Here is a 17,505-nt window from a genome sequence, read left to right on the forward strand (position 1 = left end):
CCTTGCGGTCGCGGTCGCGGCTCTCGGGGGCGTCGTCATGCGTATTTGATCCTCGGGTCGATGAGGCCATAGGTCAGGTCGGTGACCAGATTCACCAGGACGACGATGAGCGTGTAGATCACCATCATCCCCTGGAGCATCGTGTAGTCGCGCTGGTTGAGCGCGCCGACGATGAGCTTGCCGAGGCCGGGACGGTTGAAGACGATCTCGGTCAGGACCGAGTTGCCGATGAGGATGCCGAGATAGAGGCCGACAACGGTGACGACCGGGATCAACGCGTTGCGAAGACAGTGACGCCAGACGATGACGGCGAAGGCGAGCCCCTTGGCCCGGGCCGTGCGGACATAGTCCTGGTTCAGGACCTCGAGCATGGCCGAGCGGGTCACGCGGGTGATGTAGGCGGCCATGATCAGGCCGAGGTTGATCGCCGGCAGCGCCAGGTCGCGAAGCCGGTCGGCGATCCCGTTGCCCTGGCCGGAACTGATCACCGGGAACCAGCGCAGGTGGATCGAGAAGAAGAGCAGCAGCAGGACCGCGGAGACGAAGGCGGGAAAGGAGAGGCCGAGAAGCGAGCCGATCCGCGCGATGTAGTCGGGCAGCTTGTTGCGGCGCACGGCCGACCACACGCCGACGGGAAGCCCCACGGCGATGCCGAGGATAAGGGCGGCAACGGTCAGCTCGAGCGTTGCCGGCAGGACCTTCAGGATTTCCTCGATCACCGGGCGTCCGGAGACCATCGAGACGCCCCAGTCGCCGATGACGACCCCGCCGAGAAAGGCGATGTACTGCTGGTAGAGCGGCACGTCGAGCCCGAGCCGCACGCGCATCGCCTGAAGAGCCGACTCGCTGGCCTGATCGCCGAGGATCGCCAGCGCCGGGTCGCCCGGCAGCACCCGTACAATGAAGAAGACGATGGTCAGGACGGCGAAAAGCGTGATTGCCGCGAAGCCCAGTCGCTTGAGAATGAATGCTGTCATGAGATGTCGACCTCCGTCGCCGCGACCGGACGGACTGCTTTCGGGCGGCCCGCCGGCATGGCGTATGAGAGCGGTTCCCGAGCGCCTGCGCGTTGCGGTGCTGGGGACTGCGTCGTCACTTTCCGGGAGACCCGCGAGGGTCTCCCGGCGCGGAGTTCACGTCGTCCGGTTACTCGGAGAAGGACGCGAGCTCGGTGACCGGCGGGCTGAGGTTCAGCGAGCCGTGCACCTCGGTGCCGAGGTCGAGCGTGTCCTTCCAGGCCCAGAGCTGCATGCTCTGGACGATCGGCACCGCGCAGACCTCATCCATGATCTTGCGCTGGGCCTCGGCCCAGTACTCAAGCTGCTTCTTCTGGTCGGTCTCGGTGCGGGCGGCCTCGATCTCCTTGTCGGCCACGGCGCAGTGCGAGAAGTTGGCGATGGCCGTCGGGGTGCCGACAATCGCATCCGAATGGAAGAACTGGGTGAGATAGACATCGGCGACGGGGAAGCGGGCCGCCGCGTAGTGGGTCACCTGGCTCATGTCCTTGCGGATCTGCTCGTGGAACGTCGCATGCTCGACCGTCTCGATCTCGAGATTGATGTCGGCCTCGCGCAGCAGCGCCTGGATCGCCTCCATGGTGGACAGCATGCCGGGCAGGGTGGTGTGGATCGCCTTGATGGTCACGCCGTCGGGATGGCCGGCTTCCGCCAGAAGTGCCTTGGCCTTCTCGATGGAATACTCGTAGGTCGGCACGTCGGCGGTGTAGCCGAGATGGCCCTCGGGAACGGGCGAAATCGCCGCGAGCGTCACGTCCGGTCCCTTGAACTGGACCATTGCATCGCGGTTGATCGCATGGGCGACGGCACGGCGCACGCGCACGTCGTCGAGCGGCGGCATGGTCATGTTCAGGTGGATCACCGACATCTCGCCCGGCTTCATCACCGACACGACGGTGCCCGGCACCTGCTTGATGCGCTCGACCCAGGTCTGCTCCTGCTTGCCGTAGATCATGTCGATCTCGCCGGACTGGAAGGCGAGGTCGCGGGACGCGTCGGAGGGAATGTAGCGGTAGAAGATCTCCTTGAGCTTCGGCTCGCCGCGGAAATACTCCGGATTGGCGACCAGCTTGACGTATTGCTGCGGCTGGTATTCGGCGAACATGAAGGGGCCGGTGCCGATCGGCGTGCGCTGGTATTCGTCACCCAGCGCCTCGACGGCGTCTTTGCAGACGATGTTGCCGCCATGATACGGCACCAGCAGGCCGAGCAGGCTCGGGACCTTGTTCTTGAGCTTGATGGTGACCTCAAGCGGTCCCGTGGCCTCGACGCTGTCGAAGGCGGTGTAGTCCTTGGCGAAGGACGAGATCGCCGGGTCGGCCGAGCGCTTCAGCGAATAGACGATGTCCTCGGCATCGATCTTGCCGTAGTCGCCATGGCACTCCACGTCGTCGCGCAGCGAGAAGACCCAGGTAAGCCCGTCCTCGGAGCTCGTCCAGCTCTTGGCGATGTCCGGTTCAATGAACTCCGGGCTCGCCTCGCCGGGCTTGATCCGCACGAGACCGTTGAACATCCAGTGCAGGAGACCCTTGTCGGGGGTCGAGGTGGCGACATGCGGGTCGAGCTTGCCGGCATCGGCGCTGCCCATCCCGACATTCAGGGTTGTTCCGGCGGCATAGGCGTTGCTGGCCGCCAGCAAGGCTGCGAATGCAATTCCCAGTCTGGTCTTCATGGTCTCGTCCTCTGGTCGTGGTTCTTGCGGGTTTTCCCGCTTTTTATCAGCCCCAGAACACGCTGCTCCTCACAGCGTGTCTTCCAGCCGGCAGTTCACCAGCATTTCCGCCATGGCTGCCGTGTTCGGCAGGGCCAGCGCCAGGGCGGCGATTTCGGCAAAGTCCTCCGGGTCGATCATCTCTTCTCTGGAGATCTTGGTGACGCCGTCGGTCAGGTCTGTTGCGACGAAGCTCGGGCAGATCGAGGTGGCGCGCACTCCGTGGTCCCAGCCGATGCGGCGGGTGCCATGGGTCAGCGCCATCACGGCGTGCTTCGTCATGTTGTAGGCAATGTTCTCGTTGCGCACGCGTTTTCCCGAGAGCGAGGCAACATTGATGACGCGCCCGGTGCCGCAAGCCTTCAGATGCGGCAGGCAGATGCGCGTCATGAACAGCGGGCCCTTGACGTTGATCGCCCAGAGGGCGTCCAGTTCGGCCTCGTCGCCGTCCTCAATGGAAAAGGTGTTCGACGTACCGGCGTTGTTGACCAGGGCGTCGAGGCGGCCGAAGCGCTTCAGCGTGGCGTCGAGCCAGGCCTCGTGCGACGTGCGATCGGCGGCGTCGTAGCGGCAGCACAACACCCGTTCCGGGGCGATGGTGGCGAGCGTGTCGGCGAGGTCGTAGGGGTCGCGCGCGCCGGCGCTGATGCTGTAGCCCTTTTCGAGCAGTTTGCGGGCGATGGCGAGACCAATCCCTCGGCTCGCTCCTGACACCATGACGACGCGACCTTCGGGGTTGAGCAAGGGCCTCTCCTTTTTATCCGTGCAGCGTGAGCGGTGCGTGCGCGGCAGTGTGTGCCGCGAAGCGGTCGAAACGGAAGGGCTGGATGTCGTGTCCGGGATCGATGCCGCGAAGGAGCCTGGCGGCGATCGGGCCAGTCACGGGCCCGATGCCGAAGCCGTGACCGGAAAAGCCGGCGGCGACGACCAGATTGTCGAGGCCCGGTAGGCGGTCGATCACCGGCAGCGCATCGGGTGTGAGGTCAAGGGCGCCGGCCCAGACCTCCGCCAGCTCGGCTTCGGCGAAGGCGGGAAGCACGCTGGAGACCTTCTCGATGGTCTCGCGGACGGCGCGCATGCGCGGATGGATCACCGGACGGCCATTGGTCTCGACGATGTCGCCGGGCCAGTCCTCCGCGCCGCTGGTCACGCGGAAGCGGCCGTTGATTTCCTGACGCGCTGCCATGTCGGCATTGGCGACGCCGAGAACCGGGCTCAGCAGCGGTGCGCAGGCGGCGCTGCGCAACACGGTCACCATAGGTCGGCGCAACGGGATCTGGTGGCCGAGCGGGGCGACCAGATCGTTGACGAGGATGCCGGCGGCGAGCAGTACGGCTCCGGGCGTGATCGTGCGCCGGTCGGTGACGACACGGGCGATGCCGGCGCCGTCGGCCTCAAGCCGGATCACCCGTTCACCGAAGGAGAGGCGTGTCCCAAGGCCTTCGGCGCGGCGTGCGAAGGCCTCGACGGTCGCGACCGGGTCGGCGTGTCCGTCGGTCGGGCAGAAGGAGGCGGCGATGATCCTGTCGGAGAGCGCAGGGGCGATCTCGCGTGCGTCCTTGAGATCGGAAAGGAAGGTCAGGTCGAGGCCGGCGCGGGACTGGTCGTCGACGAGCGCGCGGATCGTTGCTACCTCGCTGTCGTTTCGCGCCAGCCGCAGATTGCCCGAACGGCGGTAGCCGGTTTGCGCACCGAGCTTCTCGTCGAGATCTCCCCACAGGGCCACGGCGGCGCGGGCAAGCGGCAGCTCCGCCGGGTGGCGGCCTGACTGGCGTACGCCGGCCAGTGTCCACCCGGAGGCCATGGCGGCGGGTCCGTAGGCGTCGATGATCTCGACCCGATGTCCCGCCTCGATAAGCTCGAGGGCGGCTGAAACCCCGGTGATGCCGGCACCGATGACAAGCACGTCCATTGTCGTCTCGCTCATGCCGGTCATGCCTTGCCCCTCCGTGAGAAGCGCGAGAGGGCGAAGGGCGCCATGTCGACCATCGGGGCTTCGCCGCCGATGTGCTGGACAACGAGCCGGGCGACGCCGGGGCCGATGCCGAAGCCATGGCCGGAGAGGCCGGTGGCGATGACGAGGCCGTCCCATCCGGCCGGCTCGTCGATCACCGGAACCTCGTCCGGCATGACATCGATGAGCCCGCCCCAGGTCTCGGCGATCTCGACGCCCTCCAGACGCGGGTGGAGCTGCTTGGCGGAAGCGAGCACATTCTGGAGGAGCTTGCGGTCGGGTGTCGGGTCCATGACGCGGACCTGCTCGAAGGGAGAGATCTCGTCGGCCTTCCAGCGGTGGTGACCGAGGGGGCCGAAGAACTCCGGGCCGACGCGCAGCTTCATGATCCGCCAGCGTTCGGCCAGAACGGGCAGGAAGGCGCGAAGGTGGCGGAAGGCTGCGGGAACGATCTGGAATTCCGCCGCGCCCGAGCGGGCGATGGTGTAGCCGCCGTCGATGCGCCGGCGAAGCGAGGCGCCTGTCGCGCCGAGCGCCCCCGCCGTGACCTCGGGTCCGGCGGTCGTGCGCATGACGGACGACTTGATGGCAAGCTGCGGCAGTCCGAGCCCGAGGTTTTCCAGGAAGGTGCGCGACCAGACGCCGCCGGCAAGCACCACCGTCTGGCAGGCGATCTCGCCCTGCTCGGTGACGACGGCGCGGACCTTTCCGCCGCTGCGCTCGACGGAGCGCACGGCGCAGTTCTCGATGATGGTCGCACCACAGCGGGTGGCCAGGCGCGCCATGGCGGGCACCGCGAGGCCTGGCTCGGCCGAGGCATCGGAGGCCGTGTAGAGCGCGCCGGCAAACTGGCGGTCGTTGCGCTTGAGAAGGTCGTCGGTTTCCTGCGGGGAGAGCAGCCGCGAGCCGTGATCGAAGCCCTGGCAGGCGTCCAGCCAGTCTTCATGCTTCGCCAGTTCCTCCTCGGTCTCGGCGAGATAGCTGATGCCGCGAATGCCGTAGCCGATGTCCTCGCCGAGGCGTCCGGCGATGTCGCGCCACATGGCGGCGCTTTCGATCATGAGTTGCAGCTCGCGGGGATCGCGGCCGGCCTTTCGGATCCAGCCCCAGTTGCGGGAGGATTGCTCGCCGGCGATGCGCCCCTTCTCGCACAGGACGACCGGAACACCTTTCTCGGCAAGCAGCAGGGCCGTGCAGACCCCGACAATGCCACCGCCGATCACGACGACTTCAGTACGTTCCGGCAGCCGCCGGGGGTCATCAATGGCGCTCACATCGCCCTCCAGATACAAGCTTCCTTGTCAGAGTGCGAAGCGGTCGGATATAACGCAAATACCGTTTCCTTACGTGTGTATCCGGGAATGTTATAGTGTCGGCGATATCGCAACGCTCTCTAGAAGCTTTCCGTGCGGTGATGCGGACAGGAACCGTTTCTGCCGCAGCGGAAGATCTCGCGATTTCGCAGCCGGCGGTCAGTCGGCTGATCCGGGATCTGGAGGATCGGCTGGAGCTTTCGCTCTTCGCCCGCCGGGGCGGACGGGTGGTTGCGACGCGTGAGGCCCATGAATTGTGGACCGAGGTCGAGCGCAGTTTCATCGGCCTCGGACAGATCGAGCGGGCGGCGGCCCAGATCCGCCAGGGCTACCGGGCGACGCTGACCATCGCCGCGGCTCCCGCCATCGCGCAGTCGGCGTTGCCGGGGGTGGTTGCGCAACTTCTGGCTGAGAGGCCGGAATTCCGGGCCGAGTTCCTGTCGATGACGACCTTGCCGGTGGTGCGGCAGGTGGCGCTGCGCCAGTGCCAGATCGGCTTCGGCATTCCCACGCAACACAAATACGAGATCGACGTGGTGCGCACCGGTGCGGTGCCGTTCCGCTTCGTGGCGCCGCCGGGCCATCCGCTCGGAGACTGCAAGGTGATCCGTGCGAAGGATCTTGCGGGCATGGACTTCGTCGGCTTCATGGATTCCACCATGTCGGGGCGGGCGTTCGACCGGCTGTTCGCGAAGATGCGCCATCCACCGGTGCAGAAGATGAAGTCCTACCTCTCCCACATCGTCTCGGCGCTGGTGATGCGCGGTATCGGCGTTGGCATCGTCGATGCCTTCACGGCCGAGGATCATGAGCGGATGGGCGGCGTCGTGCGGCCGATGGATATCGCGGAACGCTTCGAATATTCGATCATCAAGCCCCATGGCGACAAGCTGAGCGGGGAGTCGCTCGCGCTGGTCGAGGGGTTCGAGCGCTACGTGGAGCGGTTCGGCGAGGCTTGAGGGCGGTGGCTATCTGGCCAGGCGCGTGATGCCGGGAACCGGGCTTCCCGCCCAATCGAACAGCCAGGTGTCGCCCTGGCGGACGTTCTGGACGAGGCGCGGCCGGAACGCGGCGAGGCACTGTCCGTTTTCGTGTCGTGCGGAAGGATAGAGCAGCCCGTTCCCGCCTGCCTCCAGAACCTCGCGGGCAAGGCGCTGTCCGGCCGGGTAGGCGACGGCGGGATCGGGGTCGAGCGCACTGGCTTTCGTCCGTGCGGCCAATTCATGAAACTCGGCGGTGAAGCCGGCCAGAAGCTCGCGGTAGGCGGTGCGGTTTTCGTAGACGCCCGTTGCCGCGAGCTCGCGCGTCAGGTGCCAGCCGACCTCCGCCTGTGCGGTCGCCACCCTGTCGGCTCCCCATGCAGCGTACCATGCCCCACGCTCGGGGCCGTTGAACCGGTTGCCCGTCGTCCGCGTGTAGCAGAAGGCGGCGTTCACATATGTATGGCCATAGCCGTCGGCCTCGCCGAGAAGTTCGGACGGGTCGAGACCTCCGGGAACGGGTGGCAGCGGCGAGCGGCGGGGAGAGGTGAGCCCCTCGAGCGTCTCCAGGATCGCCAGTTCCCCGGCCGTGTCGGCGAGGGGAGCCATCGCCGGCTCGTCGATATAGGCGGTGGAAATGAGACGGACGGTCGTCTCCTCGGTGAACAGGCGGCGGGCAAGGCCCTTCGCAGCGCTCACGCGCCGCCCCGAAGCGCGTCGATATGCTGGCGCACGCGCATCATCGCCGGGATGCCGCCCGCGCACATGATCTCGACCGGGGTCCTGCCGTCGAAGCCCGGCCCCGTGTTGACCTGCTGCGGCCATCCCGTGGCGAGCGGCCCGTTGAAGAGCAGGCGCAAGCCCTTGAAGAGGCCGACGATCAGGCTCGCCCGCGTGATCTTGTCCTGGTCGAGCCGTCCGCGAAACGCTCCCGACTTCATCCGACCCCAGGTCGCAGGCGGCACATCGAACAGCGTCGACGCCTCGGTGTTGCCGAGGCCCCATGCCTCGCAGGCGCGCACGACCGCCTTGACGATGGAGGCAACGGCCGCCGGCTCGGCGACAGGGCCAAGAACCGGGGGCATGGCAGGGGTGATCTCGACAGGTCTCAGCATGTCATGTCTCGTCAATATCTATCATATGATGTGGAATATATATTCATATGATCCGGAAAATCAAGACCATGCCCTGGAAGACCGGCCTGTTCCTCCTCCCGTGGAACGGGGCGGCGAAACGACGAAGGGCCGGCGCGCGTCGCGCACCGGCCCTTGTTTGTCATCGCTGACGGTTCCGGCGGGGCCGGTTGTCAGGTTGCCGGCGTCAGGCCGCCCGCGACATTTCTGCGTCCTTGCCCGAGGCGACGGCTTCCGTGCCTTCGCAGAAACGGGCATGAAGCGCGCGCACCGCGTCGTTCATCTTGCCGGCGTTGACGAGGAACTGCACGTCGACGCGGCGGCCGGTGTCCTGCGAGGAGATCACCTCGATGCCGGCTTCGTCCAGGGCCGAGAGGCCATTGAGCGGGACGCGCAGGCCAGACAGGTCGCGGCCGATGACCGAGACGATGGCCGCGCGTCGGCTGGTGATGCGGGCCGACGGATATTTCGTCGTCAGGTCTTTTTCCACGCGCTTGAGGATCTTCAGCGGTGCCTCGACGTGATGGACGATCGTGTTGGCATTGGAGGTCTTGGAGATGATGCGCACCTGATGGCGGGTGAGCACTTCCAGGATCGCGGCGTCGTAGCCCTTGACGCCGACCATGTCCTGCTCGAACAGCTCGAGCGAGGTGACGGGCAGTCCGGTGACGAGCTCGACGCCGGACTTCTCGGCGGCTTCCGCGTCGATGAGCGTGCCCGGATCCTCCGGCTCGAAGGCATTGGTCACGCGCAGCGGAACGCCCGCCTGGCGCAGGGTCTTGGCGGCGTTCGGATGGATCGCCTCCATGCCCATGTTGGAGAGCTGATCCGCGACGTCGTAGTTGGTGCGACCGATCTTGCGGACCCGGTCCTCGCCGACAAGGCGGGGATCGGCGCTGGAAAGGTGGAACTCCTTGTGAATGATCGCCTCGCGCGCGCCGGTGAGGGCGGCGGTCACGGCGAAGGTCACTTCGGAGTAGCCGCGGTCATACTCGCGCATCAACCCCTCGCGGCACTGGGCGTAGCCCGTGACGATCGGCAGTTCGCGGGTGATGTCGACCTGGTCGAAGGCATTGCCGATGCGCTCTTCCAGCGTCGGCTGGTTCTCGTCGCGCCACCCCGAAAGGTCGAGGGCGCGCGCGTTGACGCCGCGCCGGCGCAGCATCAGCGCGAGACAGGTCGCCGAATGCGCCTCGCCGAGGCCGGCGAGAAGCTCGCGGATCGTGTGCATGTGCTCCGACAGGTGGAAATGGCCGTAGGAGCAAAGGCGCTGAAGGTCGAGAAGACAGCCGCGCGCGCCCTCGATGCGCTCGCGCACGAAGTCGTCGGCGTCCTGACGGTCCGCCGCCTCGTCGAACAGATCGGCATTGATCTCGCGCATGGCACGGGAGACGCCGTCGAGGGCCTCGATCCAGCCATGGTGTTCGTCGGCGTCGGCAAAGAGCGCATAAACGCCCGGCGCGCCGGTCTTCTTGTCTTCCAGAAGCAGGTTGGTAACGCCACCAAAGGCGGACACGACGAAGGCGCGGCCGTACAGGCTTTCTTCCGGCCGGTCGCCGATCAGGATCGTGTCCATGAGCTCCCGGGCGCGGCTCATGGAGGTGCCGCCGATCTTCTCGACCGTGTGGCCCGTGCCGGACGCGGGCGAGGCGGCCTCGGTGTCGGTTTCGGGGGTCTTTCGGGCAGCGATGTCGGTCATGGTGAAGCTCAGGGTCCTGTCGTGAGGGGCGAGAGGGGAACGGCAAGCCGTCCCCCTCGAGCGTTTCGTCATGAGGTCCGGGGCCGGCGCGATGCCGCCCGGACGCGGGCCTGCCTCAGGCAGCTTCGTCCGCGGGCGCATAGGAGCCGTCGGCCCGGTGCACCTCGGTGCCGGTGACCGGCGGATTGAAGCAGCAGGCCATGTGCAGCTCGGTCTTGGCGCGCAGGATATGCTCGTCGTGCTTGTCGAGCGCGTACATGACGCCGGGGCGGATCTCGTGGGTCTCGCCGGTGGCGATGTCGGTGATCGAGCCCTCGCCGGCCATGCAGTAGACGCTCTCGAAATGGTTCTTGTAGTGGAACTTGTGCTCGCTTCCCGCCTCCAGGATGGTGATGTGGAAGCTGAAGCCCATGTTGTCGTCCTTGAGCAGCAGACGGACGCTGGTCCAGCGCTCGTTGCTCACCTCGCGCTCGGTGTTGCGCACCTTGTTGAAGTCGCGAATGATCATCTGTGGTTACTCCGCTGCAATACGAGTTGATTCCATGCGCTGGCCGACAGCCTCCTCGAGGATGTCGAGGCCGCGCGTGAACAGGTCGAGGTCGATGTTGAGAGGCGCGAGCACCTTCACCACCTCGTCATGGGCGCCGGATGTCTCGATGATGAGACCTTCCGCGAAGCAGGCCTTGCAGATCTCCGAGGCAAGCTCGCCCGACCCCACGTCGACGCCGCGCATCATGCCGCGTCCCTTGAGGCGGGACCCCGGAATGTGGTCCGAGACCTTCCGCAGGCGCTTCTCGAGCAGTTCGGCGCGCGTTTCGACGCCAAGCCGGAACGTGTCGTCCGCCCAATAGGTCTCAAGTGCGACGCGGGCCGTGACGAAGGCGTGGTTGTTGCCACGGAACGTGCCGTTGTGCTCGGCCGGGCCGAGAATGTCGTGCTCCGGGCGCACCAGAACGGCGGCCAGCGGCAATCCGAAGCCGGAAAGCGACTTCGCCATGGTGACCAGGTCGGGGACGATCCCAAGCCCGTCGAAGCTGAAGAAGCCGCCGGTGCGGCCGCAGCCTGCCTGAATGTCGTCGATGATCAGCAGGGCGCCGTTGGCGCGGGCGATCTCGGCGACGCGGCGCACCCACTCGGGGCGTGCGGCGTTGAGGCCACCCTCGCCCTGCACGATCTCCAGAAGCACAGCGGCGGGAGCATCGACGCCGCTCGACGGATTGGAGAGCATCTTCTCCAGGATGTCGGCCGTGTCGACGCCGTCGCCGAGGCTGGCGTCATAGGGCATGCGCGTCACCTGGCCGAGCCCGGTGCCGGCGCCACCGCGGTGGTAGCCGTTGCCGGTCGCCGCGAGCGCGCCGAGCGTCACGCCGTGGAAGCCGCTGGTGAAGGCGATGATATTGCTGCGGCCGGTTGCCTTGCGGGCGATCTTCATCGCCGCCTCGACGGCATTGGTGCCTGTCGGACCCATGAACATCACACGGTGATCCATGCCCCGCGGCTTGAGGATCCGATCCTCGAAGCTCGTGAGGAAGGCAGCCTTCGCCGAGGTGTGCATGTCCAGGCCGTGGGTCACGCCGTCGGCGGTGATATAGTCGATCAGCGCCTGCTTCATGACCGGATCATTATGGCCGTAGTTCAGCGAGGAACAGCCGGCCAGGAAGTCGATGTAGGTGCGTCCGTCCGCACCCTTCAGCTCCGCGCCCTGCGCGCTTTCGAACACGGTCGGAAAGCTGCGGCAATAGCTGCGCGCCTCGGACTCGCGGCGCGCAAAAATGGCACGGTCGTCGTTGTCGACGGTCGTCATGGTAATCCTCATATTCTGGAACTTCATCAAGTGGCCGCGGTGGCGCCAGTCAGGCAGCCTTCTTCACGGCCTCGGCGAAGCGGATTGTCACCATATGCTCGGTGGCATGCTCGCCGTCGAAGTGTGCGTCCTTGCGGAAGTGCGGCTCTCTGTCGAGCACACCGCCCTGACGGCGCGCGAAGGACGTGAACAGACCCCAGCTCGCCGCGTTGTCGGCGGTGATGGTGGTCTTCATGCGCCGGACGTCGGAGCATGCGTCGCGATCAAGGGCTTCTGCCAGAAGGCGCTTGGCCAGACCCTTGCCCTTGGCCGCGTCGGAAACGGCGACCTGCCAGATGAACAGCGTCTCTGGATCGTCGGGCAGAAGGTAACCGGACACCCAGCCAAGAACCTCGCCGTCGGAAGCGCGTTCGGCAAGGACGCAGGTGTCCGCAAAGTGATCGCACTGCAAAAGGTTGCAGTACATGGAGTTCTCATCGAGCGGCGCGCAGCTGCCGATAAGCCGCCAGATTGCGGCCCCGTCCTCTGCGCGCGGCTTTCGGAGGGTGATGTCGTCGCCTGTCGGCGTGTCTTTGGAAACCTTCGTGAGCGTCATGGGATCCCCGTTTCGTTCGGGGTGGATAATATGTCTATCGAAATATTTTTCAACCCTAGCCAGGGGTGCGTGTCCGAGTTTGCTCGAAAATGCTAGCGTTTCTGCGGTGTTTCGGTAGATATAAAATTCGATTATCGAAATAAGGTTCGTCTGCTAACAAGGGGCTTAAAGGGGGCGATCATGGAAGACAGGGTACAGACGAGTCTCATTGCGCTCAGGCGAATCCTGCGGGCAACTGAACTCAACGCGCGCACGCTCGCGCGCGCGACAGGGCTGACGACACCGCAGTTCATCGTCCTGTCCATCGTCGCCGAGGCGCAGGAGACGACGCCGAAGGCGATCTCCAAGCGCGCCGGCGTCGGGCAGGCGACGGCGACGTCGCTGCTCGACAAGCTGGAGGCGCGCGAGCTTGTCACGCGCACGCGCGGCAACACCGACAGGCGCATCGTCTGGGTGCGGGCAACCGAGGCCGGGCTGGAGATGCTGAAGTCGGCGCCCGACCCGCTGCACCAGGTGTTCGAGCAGCAGTTCGCGAGCCTGCGCGACTGGGAGCAGGCGATGATCGTTGCCTCGCTCGAGCGGATCGGCGACATGCTCAACGCTGGCGGCATCGACGCCTCGCCGTTGCTCGATGTCGGTCCCGTCGACCGCAAGTGAGGCAGGGAGGCGCGCGCTGCCGCAGGCCTCAGTCGACGGCGTCCGCCGGGGCCTCTTCCAGGATCTCGAGCAGCAGATCGGCAAGCGGGCCGAGGGCTTCTGGATTGAGCGAATAGGCGACGCGCGGGCGCATGCTCCGTCCGCCAACGAGACCGCCCTCCCTCAGGATGCGCAAGTGCTCGGAGACGGTCGATTGCGCCAGTCCGAGCGCTGCCACCAGATCGGCGCCGATCAGCGGTCCGCGTTCCAGCAGCAGGCGAACGATGCGCACCCGCGCGGGATGGGCGAGGGCGCGGCCGAGCGCGGCGATGGCGACTTCGCTGTCGTCGCCGGCCTCATCGTGTTGTGCATCGCCCGTTTCCGCCATGCTGCCTCGCCTCTTGCATCGCACATCGTCGAATCACGATAGGCGCGTGTTCGCGTCGGATCAAGCGCGCTGCAGCACCATCCGGCATCAGCCGTGGCGGGTCTTCTCGTGGCTGAGGGCGGCGATCACGCCGCGCAGCTCGGCGAGGCCGCGCATGCGCCCGATCAGCGGATACCCCGGATGGGTGTCGCGGTCGCTGTCCGACAGCAGTTCGTGGCCGTGATCGGGGCGAAAGGGGATCTCGCTGTCGATGCGCCCCTGCGCCGCGCGACGGCGTTCCTCGGCGAGAAGGGTCGCGACCAGCGCCACCATGTCGGTGTCGCCGCCAAGATGCGCGGCCTCCTCGAAGCTGCCGTCCGGCTCCTTGCGCACGTTGCGCAGGTGGGCGAAGTGAATGCGCCCGGCGAAACGGCGTGCGATCGCAGGCACGTCGTTCGCCGGATTTGCGCCAAGCGAGCCCGAGCAGAGCGTCAGCCCGTTCTCGAGCGTGTCCTGGCAGTCAAGTACGAAGGCGATGTCCTCGGCATTCGAGACGACGCGGGGCAGGCCGAGAATGTCGCGCGGCGGATCGTCGGGATGTACGCACAGGCGTATGCCCAGTTCGCGCGCGGCTGGAATGACCTCGGCGAGAAAGCGGGCGTAATTCGCCCGCAGCGCGCCCGCGTCGATGTCCCGGTAGGCGGCGAGAGCCTTTCGCAGGCCGGGAATGTCGTAGCGGTCGTAAGCGCCGGGCAGGCCAGCCATCACGGCTGCGACGACCTGCTCCCTTTCGCGCGTCCCCGACGCATCGAACCAGCATTTCGCGCGCGCCCGTACATCGCTCGAATAGTCGGCCTCCGCCTCCTCGCGCTCCAGCATGAACATCTCGAGCGCGCACATTTGCGCCGCATCGAAGCGCAGCGCCGTTCCGCCGCCGGCCACCGGGCGGGTGAGCTCCGTGCGCGTCCAGTCGATCAGTGGCATGAAATTGTAGCAGATCGTCGCGACCCCGGCGGCGGCGAGGTTCGCCATCGACTGGCGGTAGTTGGAGAAGAGCGTGGAGAGGGATCCCTCGCCACGCTTGATCCTCTCGTGCACCGGCAGGCTTTCCACGACGACCCACTCCTGGCCTTGGCCGGCGTCGGCGATGAGGCGCTGTCGCGCCTCGATCGCTTCCACCGTCCAGATCTCGCCGTAGGGGATTTCGTGAAGCGCGGTGACGATGCCACCGGCGCCGGTCTGGGCGATCTCGTCGAGACGGATCCGGTCGAGCGGCCCGTACCAGCGCCAGCTTTCACGCATGGCAGCCCTCGACCGCCTTGCGGGCACCCTTGTCGGCAAGGGTCTCATAGGCCGCGGTCAGACGCTGGCGGAACGCCGTGTTCGCGGCGAGTTCCCGCGGGAAGATCTCGGTGACGCCAAGAAGGGCCGCGACCTTGCCGGCCGGATCGGCCGCGCCGTTCGACAGTTCCTTCAGCCGATCGGCCATCGGATCGCGCACGTCGATTTCCGCGCCGGTCTCGTCGGTGCCGCCGACGTAGCGCATCCACGCGGCCACCGCCAGGGTGAGGCCCGCCATCGGCCGGCCGGCGGCGATGCCTTCCGCAAGTTGCGTCAGAATGCGTTGCGGCAGCTTCTGGGAGCCGTCCATGGCGATCTGCCAGGTGCGGTGACGGATGCCCGGGTTGGCGTAGCGGGCAAGCAGCGCGCGGGAGTAGTCGGTCAGCGAAACGCCCGGCGGCGGTGTCAGGCCGGGGATGATTTCCTCATCCCAGACCCGCGTGATGAAACGCGCGAATGCCGGGTCGGCGACCGTCTCGGCAATCGTCTCGAAGCCGGCCAGGTAGCCGAGATAGGCGAGTGTGCTGTGGGTGCCGTTGAGACATCGCAGTTTCATTGCCTCGTAAGGCGCGACATCCTTGACCAGCTCGACGCCGACGGCGGCGAAATCCGGGCGCGCGCCGCCGACGAAGTCGTCCTCCACGACCCACTGGCGGAAGGGCTCGTGCATGACCGGGCTTTCGTCGCGTCTCCCGGTCAGGGCCGCGACGCGGTCGAGGTCCTCGTCCTTGGTCGCCGGCACGATGCGGTCGACCATGGTCGCGGGGAACTCGGCTTCCGCCTCGATCCAGTCGGCGAGCGCGGGCTCGATCAGGCGGGCGAGGTCGAGCACGACCCCCTTCAGCAGCCGGCCGTTGTCGGGCAGGTTGTCGCAACTCATCACGGTGAAGGGCGGCAGCCCCGCGGCGCGGCGCGCCTGGAGCGCGCGCACGATGAAGCCGGGCGCCGAGGCGGGGGCGTCGGGCCGGGCAAGATCGGTCTCGATATCCGGGTGCTCGCGCATCAGCCTGCCGGTGGCGGGCTGGTGGCAGTAGCCTTTCTCGGTGACGGTCAGCGAGACGATCTTCACGCCTGGGTCGGCCATGGCGGCGACGACGGCGGCCGGGTCCTCGGGGGCGACCAGAACGTCCTCGATCACCTCGATGACGCGCGGCGTCTCGCCCTCGGGCCCGAGCTCAAGCGCTGTATAGGCGCAGCCCTGCGGCTTCAGCCGGTCGCGCTGGTCGGGGCGTTTCAGCGACACGCCGATGATGCCCCAGTCGCCGCCGGAGGCGGCCATTGCCTCGGCGATGTAGATTGCGCCGTGGGCGCGGAAAAAGGCGCCGAGACCCAGGTGGACGATGCCTGCTCCGTGGCGGGATGCGGCGGAATGGGTCAGGCGGGGAAAATCAGCGGGCAAGCCAGCCTCCATCTACGGGAATCACAGTGCCATGGATATAGCGCGCGGCCGGAGAGCACAGGAAGACCGCCGTCCCGGCAATGTCTTCCGGTTCTCCCCAGCGCGCGGCGGGAATGCGGTCGAGGATCGACCGGTTGCGCGCGGGATCCGCGCGCAGAGCCTCGGTGTTGTTGGTGGCGATGTAGCCGGGAGCGATGGCGTTGACGTTGATGCCGTCCGCCGCCCACTCGTTGGCGAGGATCTTGGTGACGCCGGCCACGCCATGCTTGGCGGCGGTATAGGAGGGCACGCGGATGCCGCCCTGGAAGGAGAGCAACGAGGCGATGTTGACGATCGCGCCCCCCGTGCCGCGCGCAAGGAGTTCGCGGCCGAAGGCCTGTGAGGTGAAGAACAGGGCCTTCAGGTTGGTGTCGATCACATCGTCCCAGTCGGCTTCGGAGAACTCGGCACTGTCGTTGCGCCGGATGATGCCGGCGTTGTTGATCAGGATCGTGTAGCCGGCGCCCGCGAAGGTGTGGCGGGCGGCCATCGGGTCCGCGAAATCGAGAAGCTGCGACGAGGCCCGCCCACCGGCAAGGGCGATCTTCGCCAGCGTTTCGTCGCAATCGCGCCGCCCGGCGCAGGTCACCTCGGCTCCGGCGGCGGCAAGTGCCACGGCAATCGCCTGGCCGATGCCGGTGTTGGCGCCGGTCACCAGTGCCTTGCGGCCGGAGAGGGAGAACGCCCCGCTCATTTCAGGTCGCCCATCTGGATGAAGTCCATGTCGGTGTAGTCGACGTTGTCGCCGGCCATCGCCCAGATGAAGGTGTAGCTGCCCGTGCCCGCGCCGCAGTGGATCGACCAGGGCGGCGACAGGGCGCCTTCCTCGTTCGCCAGCACAAGGTGGCGGGTCTCGTCCGGCTCGCCCATCAGGTGCAGGATGCGCTGGTCGTCGGCCATGTTGAAGTAGAGATAGGCCTCCATGCGCCGGTCGTGGATGTGGGCGGGCATGGTGTTCCAGACGGAGCCGTCCTCGAGCGTGGTGTAGCCGAGGACGAGCTGGCAGCTTTCCATCACCAGCGGATGGACGAACTGGTTGATGGTGCGCTTGTTGGAGGTTTCAACGGCGCCGAGCCTGACCGCGTTGGATTCCGCGATGGTGATGAGGCGGGCCGGCAGGGCGCGGTGTGCGGGCGCGGAGGTGATGTAGAAGCGCCCGGCCCCGGAGAAAGTGACCGCGCCCGTGCCCTGGCCGAGGTAAAGCACATCGCCGCGCGCCAGTTCGTAGGTTGTGCCGCCGGCCTCGATCCTGCCGGCATCGCCGATGTTGACCACCGCCATCTCGCGGCGCTCGAGAAAGGTCTTCGTGCGCGTTTCCTCGACCTTGTCGAGCGTCAGGCTGCCGCCCCCGGGAACGGCGCCGCCGACGACGAAACGGTCGTAGTGTGTGTAGACCAGCCGGATCTCTCCTTCGGCGAAGATGTCAGCGACGCGGAAGTGATCGCGCAGTTCGCCGGTGTCCATGTGCCGGGCGTGGTCCTGATGGACGGCGTGGCGGGTCTCGACGCTGAGCATGGC

General features: G+C 66.7%; 18 protein-coding genes. 2 read left to right on the forward strand and 16 right to left on the reverse strand.

What is annotated here, in order from left to right; genetic code table 11:
• Positions 1 to 35: 35 nt before the first annotated feature.
• The 5 genes from ACSLUQ_RS00390 to ACSLUQ_RS00410 all read right to left on the reverse strand — a co-directional run bounded on the left by ACSLUQ_RS00390 (position 36) and on the right by ACSLUQ_RS00410 (position 5,955).
• A complete protein-coding gene (locus ACSLUQ_RS00390; protein ID WP_417773419.1) occupies positions 36 to 977 on the reverse strand; it encodes an ABC transporter permease in 942 nt (313 codons plus the stop codon).
• A 169-nt stretch (positions 978 to 1,146) separates the two neighbouring features.
• Positions 1,147 to 2,688 carry an ABC transporter substrate-binding protein gene (locus ACSLUQ_RS00395; protein ID WP_461807397.1) on the reverse strand — a complete coding sequence of 514 codons (1,542 nt, stop codon included), beginning with the start codon at positions 2,686 to 2,688 and terminating at the stop codon, positions 1,147 to 1,149.
• A 69-nt stretch (positions 2,689 to 2,757) separates the two neighbouring features.
• Entirely contained in the window at positions 2,758 to 3,471 is a 714-nt protein-coding gene (locus ACSLUQ_RS00400; RefSeq protein ID WP_417773421.1) for an SDR family NAD(P)-dependent oxidoreductase, read from the reverse strand.
• A 13-nt stretch (positions 3,472 to 3,484) separates the two neighbouring features.
• The gene (locus ACSLUQ_RS00405; RefSeq protein WP_461807398.1) at positions 3,485 to 4,663 is read right to left on the reverse strand and encodes an NAD(P)/FAD-dependent oxidoreductase; all 1,179 of its coding nucleotides are present in this window, start codon (positions 4,661 to 4,663) and stop codon (positions 3,485 to 3,487) included.
• Positions 4,660 to 5,955, reverse strand: a complete 1,296-nt coding sequence (locus ACSLUQ_RS00410; protein WP_461807399.1) for an NAD(P)/FAD-dependent oxidoreductase — start codon at positions 5,953 to 5,955, stop codon at positions 4,660 to 4,662. The genes ACSLUQ_RS00405 and ACSLUQ_RS00410 overlap by 4 nt, the downstream gene beginning before the upstream one ends.
• Before the next feature lie 95 nt (positions 5,956 to 6,050).
• Here ACSLUQ_RS00410 and ACSLUQ_RS00415 point away from each other — a divergent pair, with 95 nt between their 5' ends.
• The gene (locus ACSLUQ_RS00415; RefSeq protein ID WP_417773424.1) at positions 6,051 to 6,953 is read left to right on the forward strand and encodes a LysR family transcriptional regulator; all 903 of its coding nucleotides are present in this window, start codon (positions 6,051 to 6,053) and stop codon (positions 6,951 to 6,953) included.
• 9 nt (positions 6,954 to 6,962) lie between these two features.
• Here ACSLUQ_RS00415 and ACSLUQ_RS00420 read toward each other — a convergent pair whose 3' ends face one another.
• The 6 genes from ACSLUQ_RS00420 to ectA form a co-directional block, all read right to left on the reverse strand.
• Positions 6,963 to 7,673: an RES family NAD+ phosphorylase gene (locus ACSLUQ_RS00420; protein ID WP_461807400.1), complete on the reverse strand. Its 711-nt coding sequence runs from the start codon at positions 7,671 to 7,673 to the stop codon at positions 6,963 to 6,965.
• The gene (locus ACSLUQ_RS00425) at positions 7,670 to 8,089 is read right to left on the reverse strand and encodes an antitoxin Xre-like helix-turn-helix domain-containing protein (RefSeq protein WP_417773426.1); all 420 of its coding nucleotides are present in this window, start codon (positions 8,087 to 8,089) and stop codon (positions 7,670 to 7,672) included. Before ACSLUQ_RS00425 ends, ACSLUQ_RS00420 begins: the two co-directional genes overlap by 4 nt.
• A 205-nt stretch (positions 8,090 to 8,294) precedes the next feature.
• A complete protein-coding gene (locus ACSLUQ_RS00430; RefSeq protein WP_417773427.1) occupies positions 8,295 to 9,806 on the reverse strand; it encodes an aspartate kinase in 1,512 nt (503 codons plus the stop codon).
• A gap of 115 nt (positions 9,807 to 9,921) precedes the next feature.
• Positions 9,922 to 10,314: an ectoine synthase gene (locus ACSLUQ_RS00435; protein WP_417773428.1), complete on the reverse strand. Its 393-nt coding sequence runs from the start codon at positions 10,312 to 10,314 to the stop codon at positions 9,922 to 9,924.
• Positions 10,315 to 10,320: 6 nt separating this feature from the next.
• Complete coding sequence (ectB, locus tag ACSLUQ_RS00440) at positions 10,321 to 11,610, reverse strand: diaminobutyrate--2-oxoglutarate transaminase (protein WP_461807401.1); 1,290 nt, start codon at positions 11,608 to 11,610, stop codon at positions 10,321 to 10,323.
• A 49-nt stretch (positions 11,611 to 11,659) separates the two neighbouring features.
• Positions 11,660 to 12,205, reverse strand: a complete 546-nt coding sequence (gene ectA, locus ACSLUQ_RS00445) for a diaminobutyrate acetyltransferase (protein WP_417773430.1) — start codon at positions 12,203 to 12,205, stop codon at positions 11,660 to 11,662.
• 180 nt (positions 12,206 to 12,385) lie between these two features.
• Between ectA and ACSLUQ_RS00450 the strand changes: the two genes are divergently transcribed.
• Positions 12,386 to 12,862 (forward strand): MarR family winged helix-turn-helix transcriptional regulator, encoded by a 477-nt coding sequence (locus tag ACSLUQ_RS00450; RefSeq protein ID WP_417773431.1) that lies wholly within the window; start codon positions 12,386 to 12,388, stop codon positions 12,860 to 12,862.
• Positions 12,863 to 12,890: 28 nt separating this feature from the next.
• Here ACSLUQ_RS00450 and ACSLUQ_RS00455 read toward each other — a convergent pair whose 3' ends face one another.
• The 5 genes from ACSLUQ_RS00455 to kduI form a co-directional block, all read right to left on the reverse strand.
• A complete protein-coding gene (locus ACSLUQ_RS00455; RefSeq protein ID WP_461807402.1) occupies positions 12,891 to 13,229 on the reverse strand; it encodes an ArsR/SmtB family transcription factor in 339 nt (112 codons plus the stop codon).
• 87 nt (positions 13,230 to 13,316) lie between these two features.
• Complete coding sequence (uxuA, locus tag ACSLUQ_RS00460; RefSeq protein ID WP_461807403.1) at positions 13,317 to 14,510, reverse strand: mannonate dehydratase; 1,194 nt, start codon at positions 14,508 to 14,510, stop codon at positions 13,317 to 13,319.
• Positions 14,503 to 15,948 carry a mannitol dehydrogenase family protein gene (locus tag ACSLUQ_RS00465; RefSeq protein WP_461807404.1) on the reverse strand — a complete coding sequence of 482 codons (1,446 nt, stop codon included), beginning with the start codon at positions 15,946 to 15,948 and terminating at the stop codon, positions 14,503 to 14,505. The genes uxuA and ACSLUQ_RS00465 overlap by 8 nt, the downstream gene beginning before the upstream one ends.
• Complete coding sequence (kduD, locus tag ACSLUQ_RS00470; RefSeq protein ID WP_461807405.1) at positions 15,938 to 16,681, reverse strand: 2-dehydro-3-deoxy-D-gluconate 5-dehydrogenase KduD; 744 nt, start codon at positions 16,679 to 16,681, stop codon at positions 15,938 to 15,940. Before kduD ends, ACSLUQ_RS00465 begins: the two co-directional genes overlap by 11 nt.
• Positions 16,678 to 17,502, reverse strand: coding sequence for a 5-dehydro-4-deoxy-D-glucuronate isomerase (kduI, locus tag ACSLUQ_RS00475; protein ID WP_417773436.1), 825 nt, complete (start codon positions 17,500 to 17,502; stop codon positions 16,678 to 16,680). Before kduI ends, kduD begins: the two co-directional genes overlap by 4 nt.
• Between the last annotated feature and the right edge of the window lie 3 nt (positions 17,503 to 17,505).

It is taken from the genome of Stappia sp. ICDLI1TA098, from assembly GCF_054880955.1.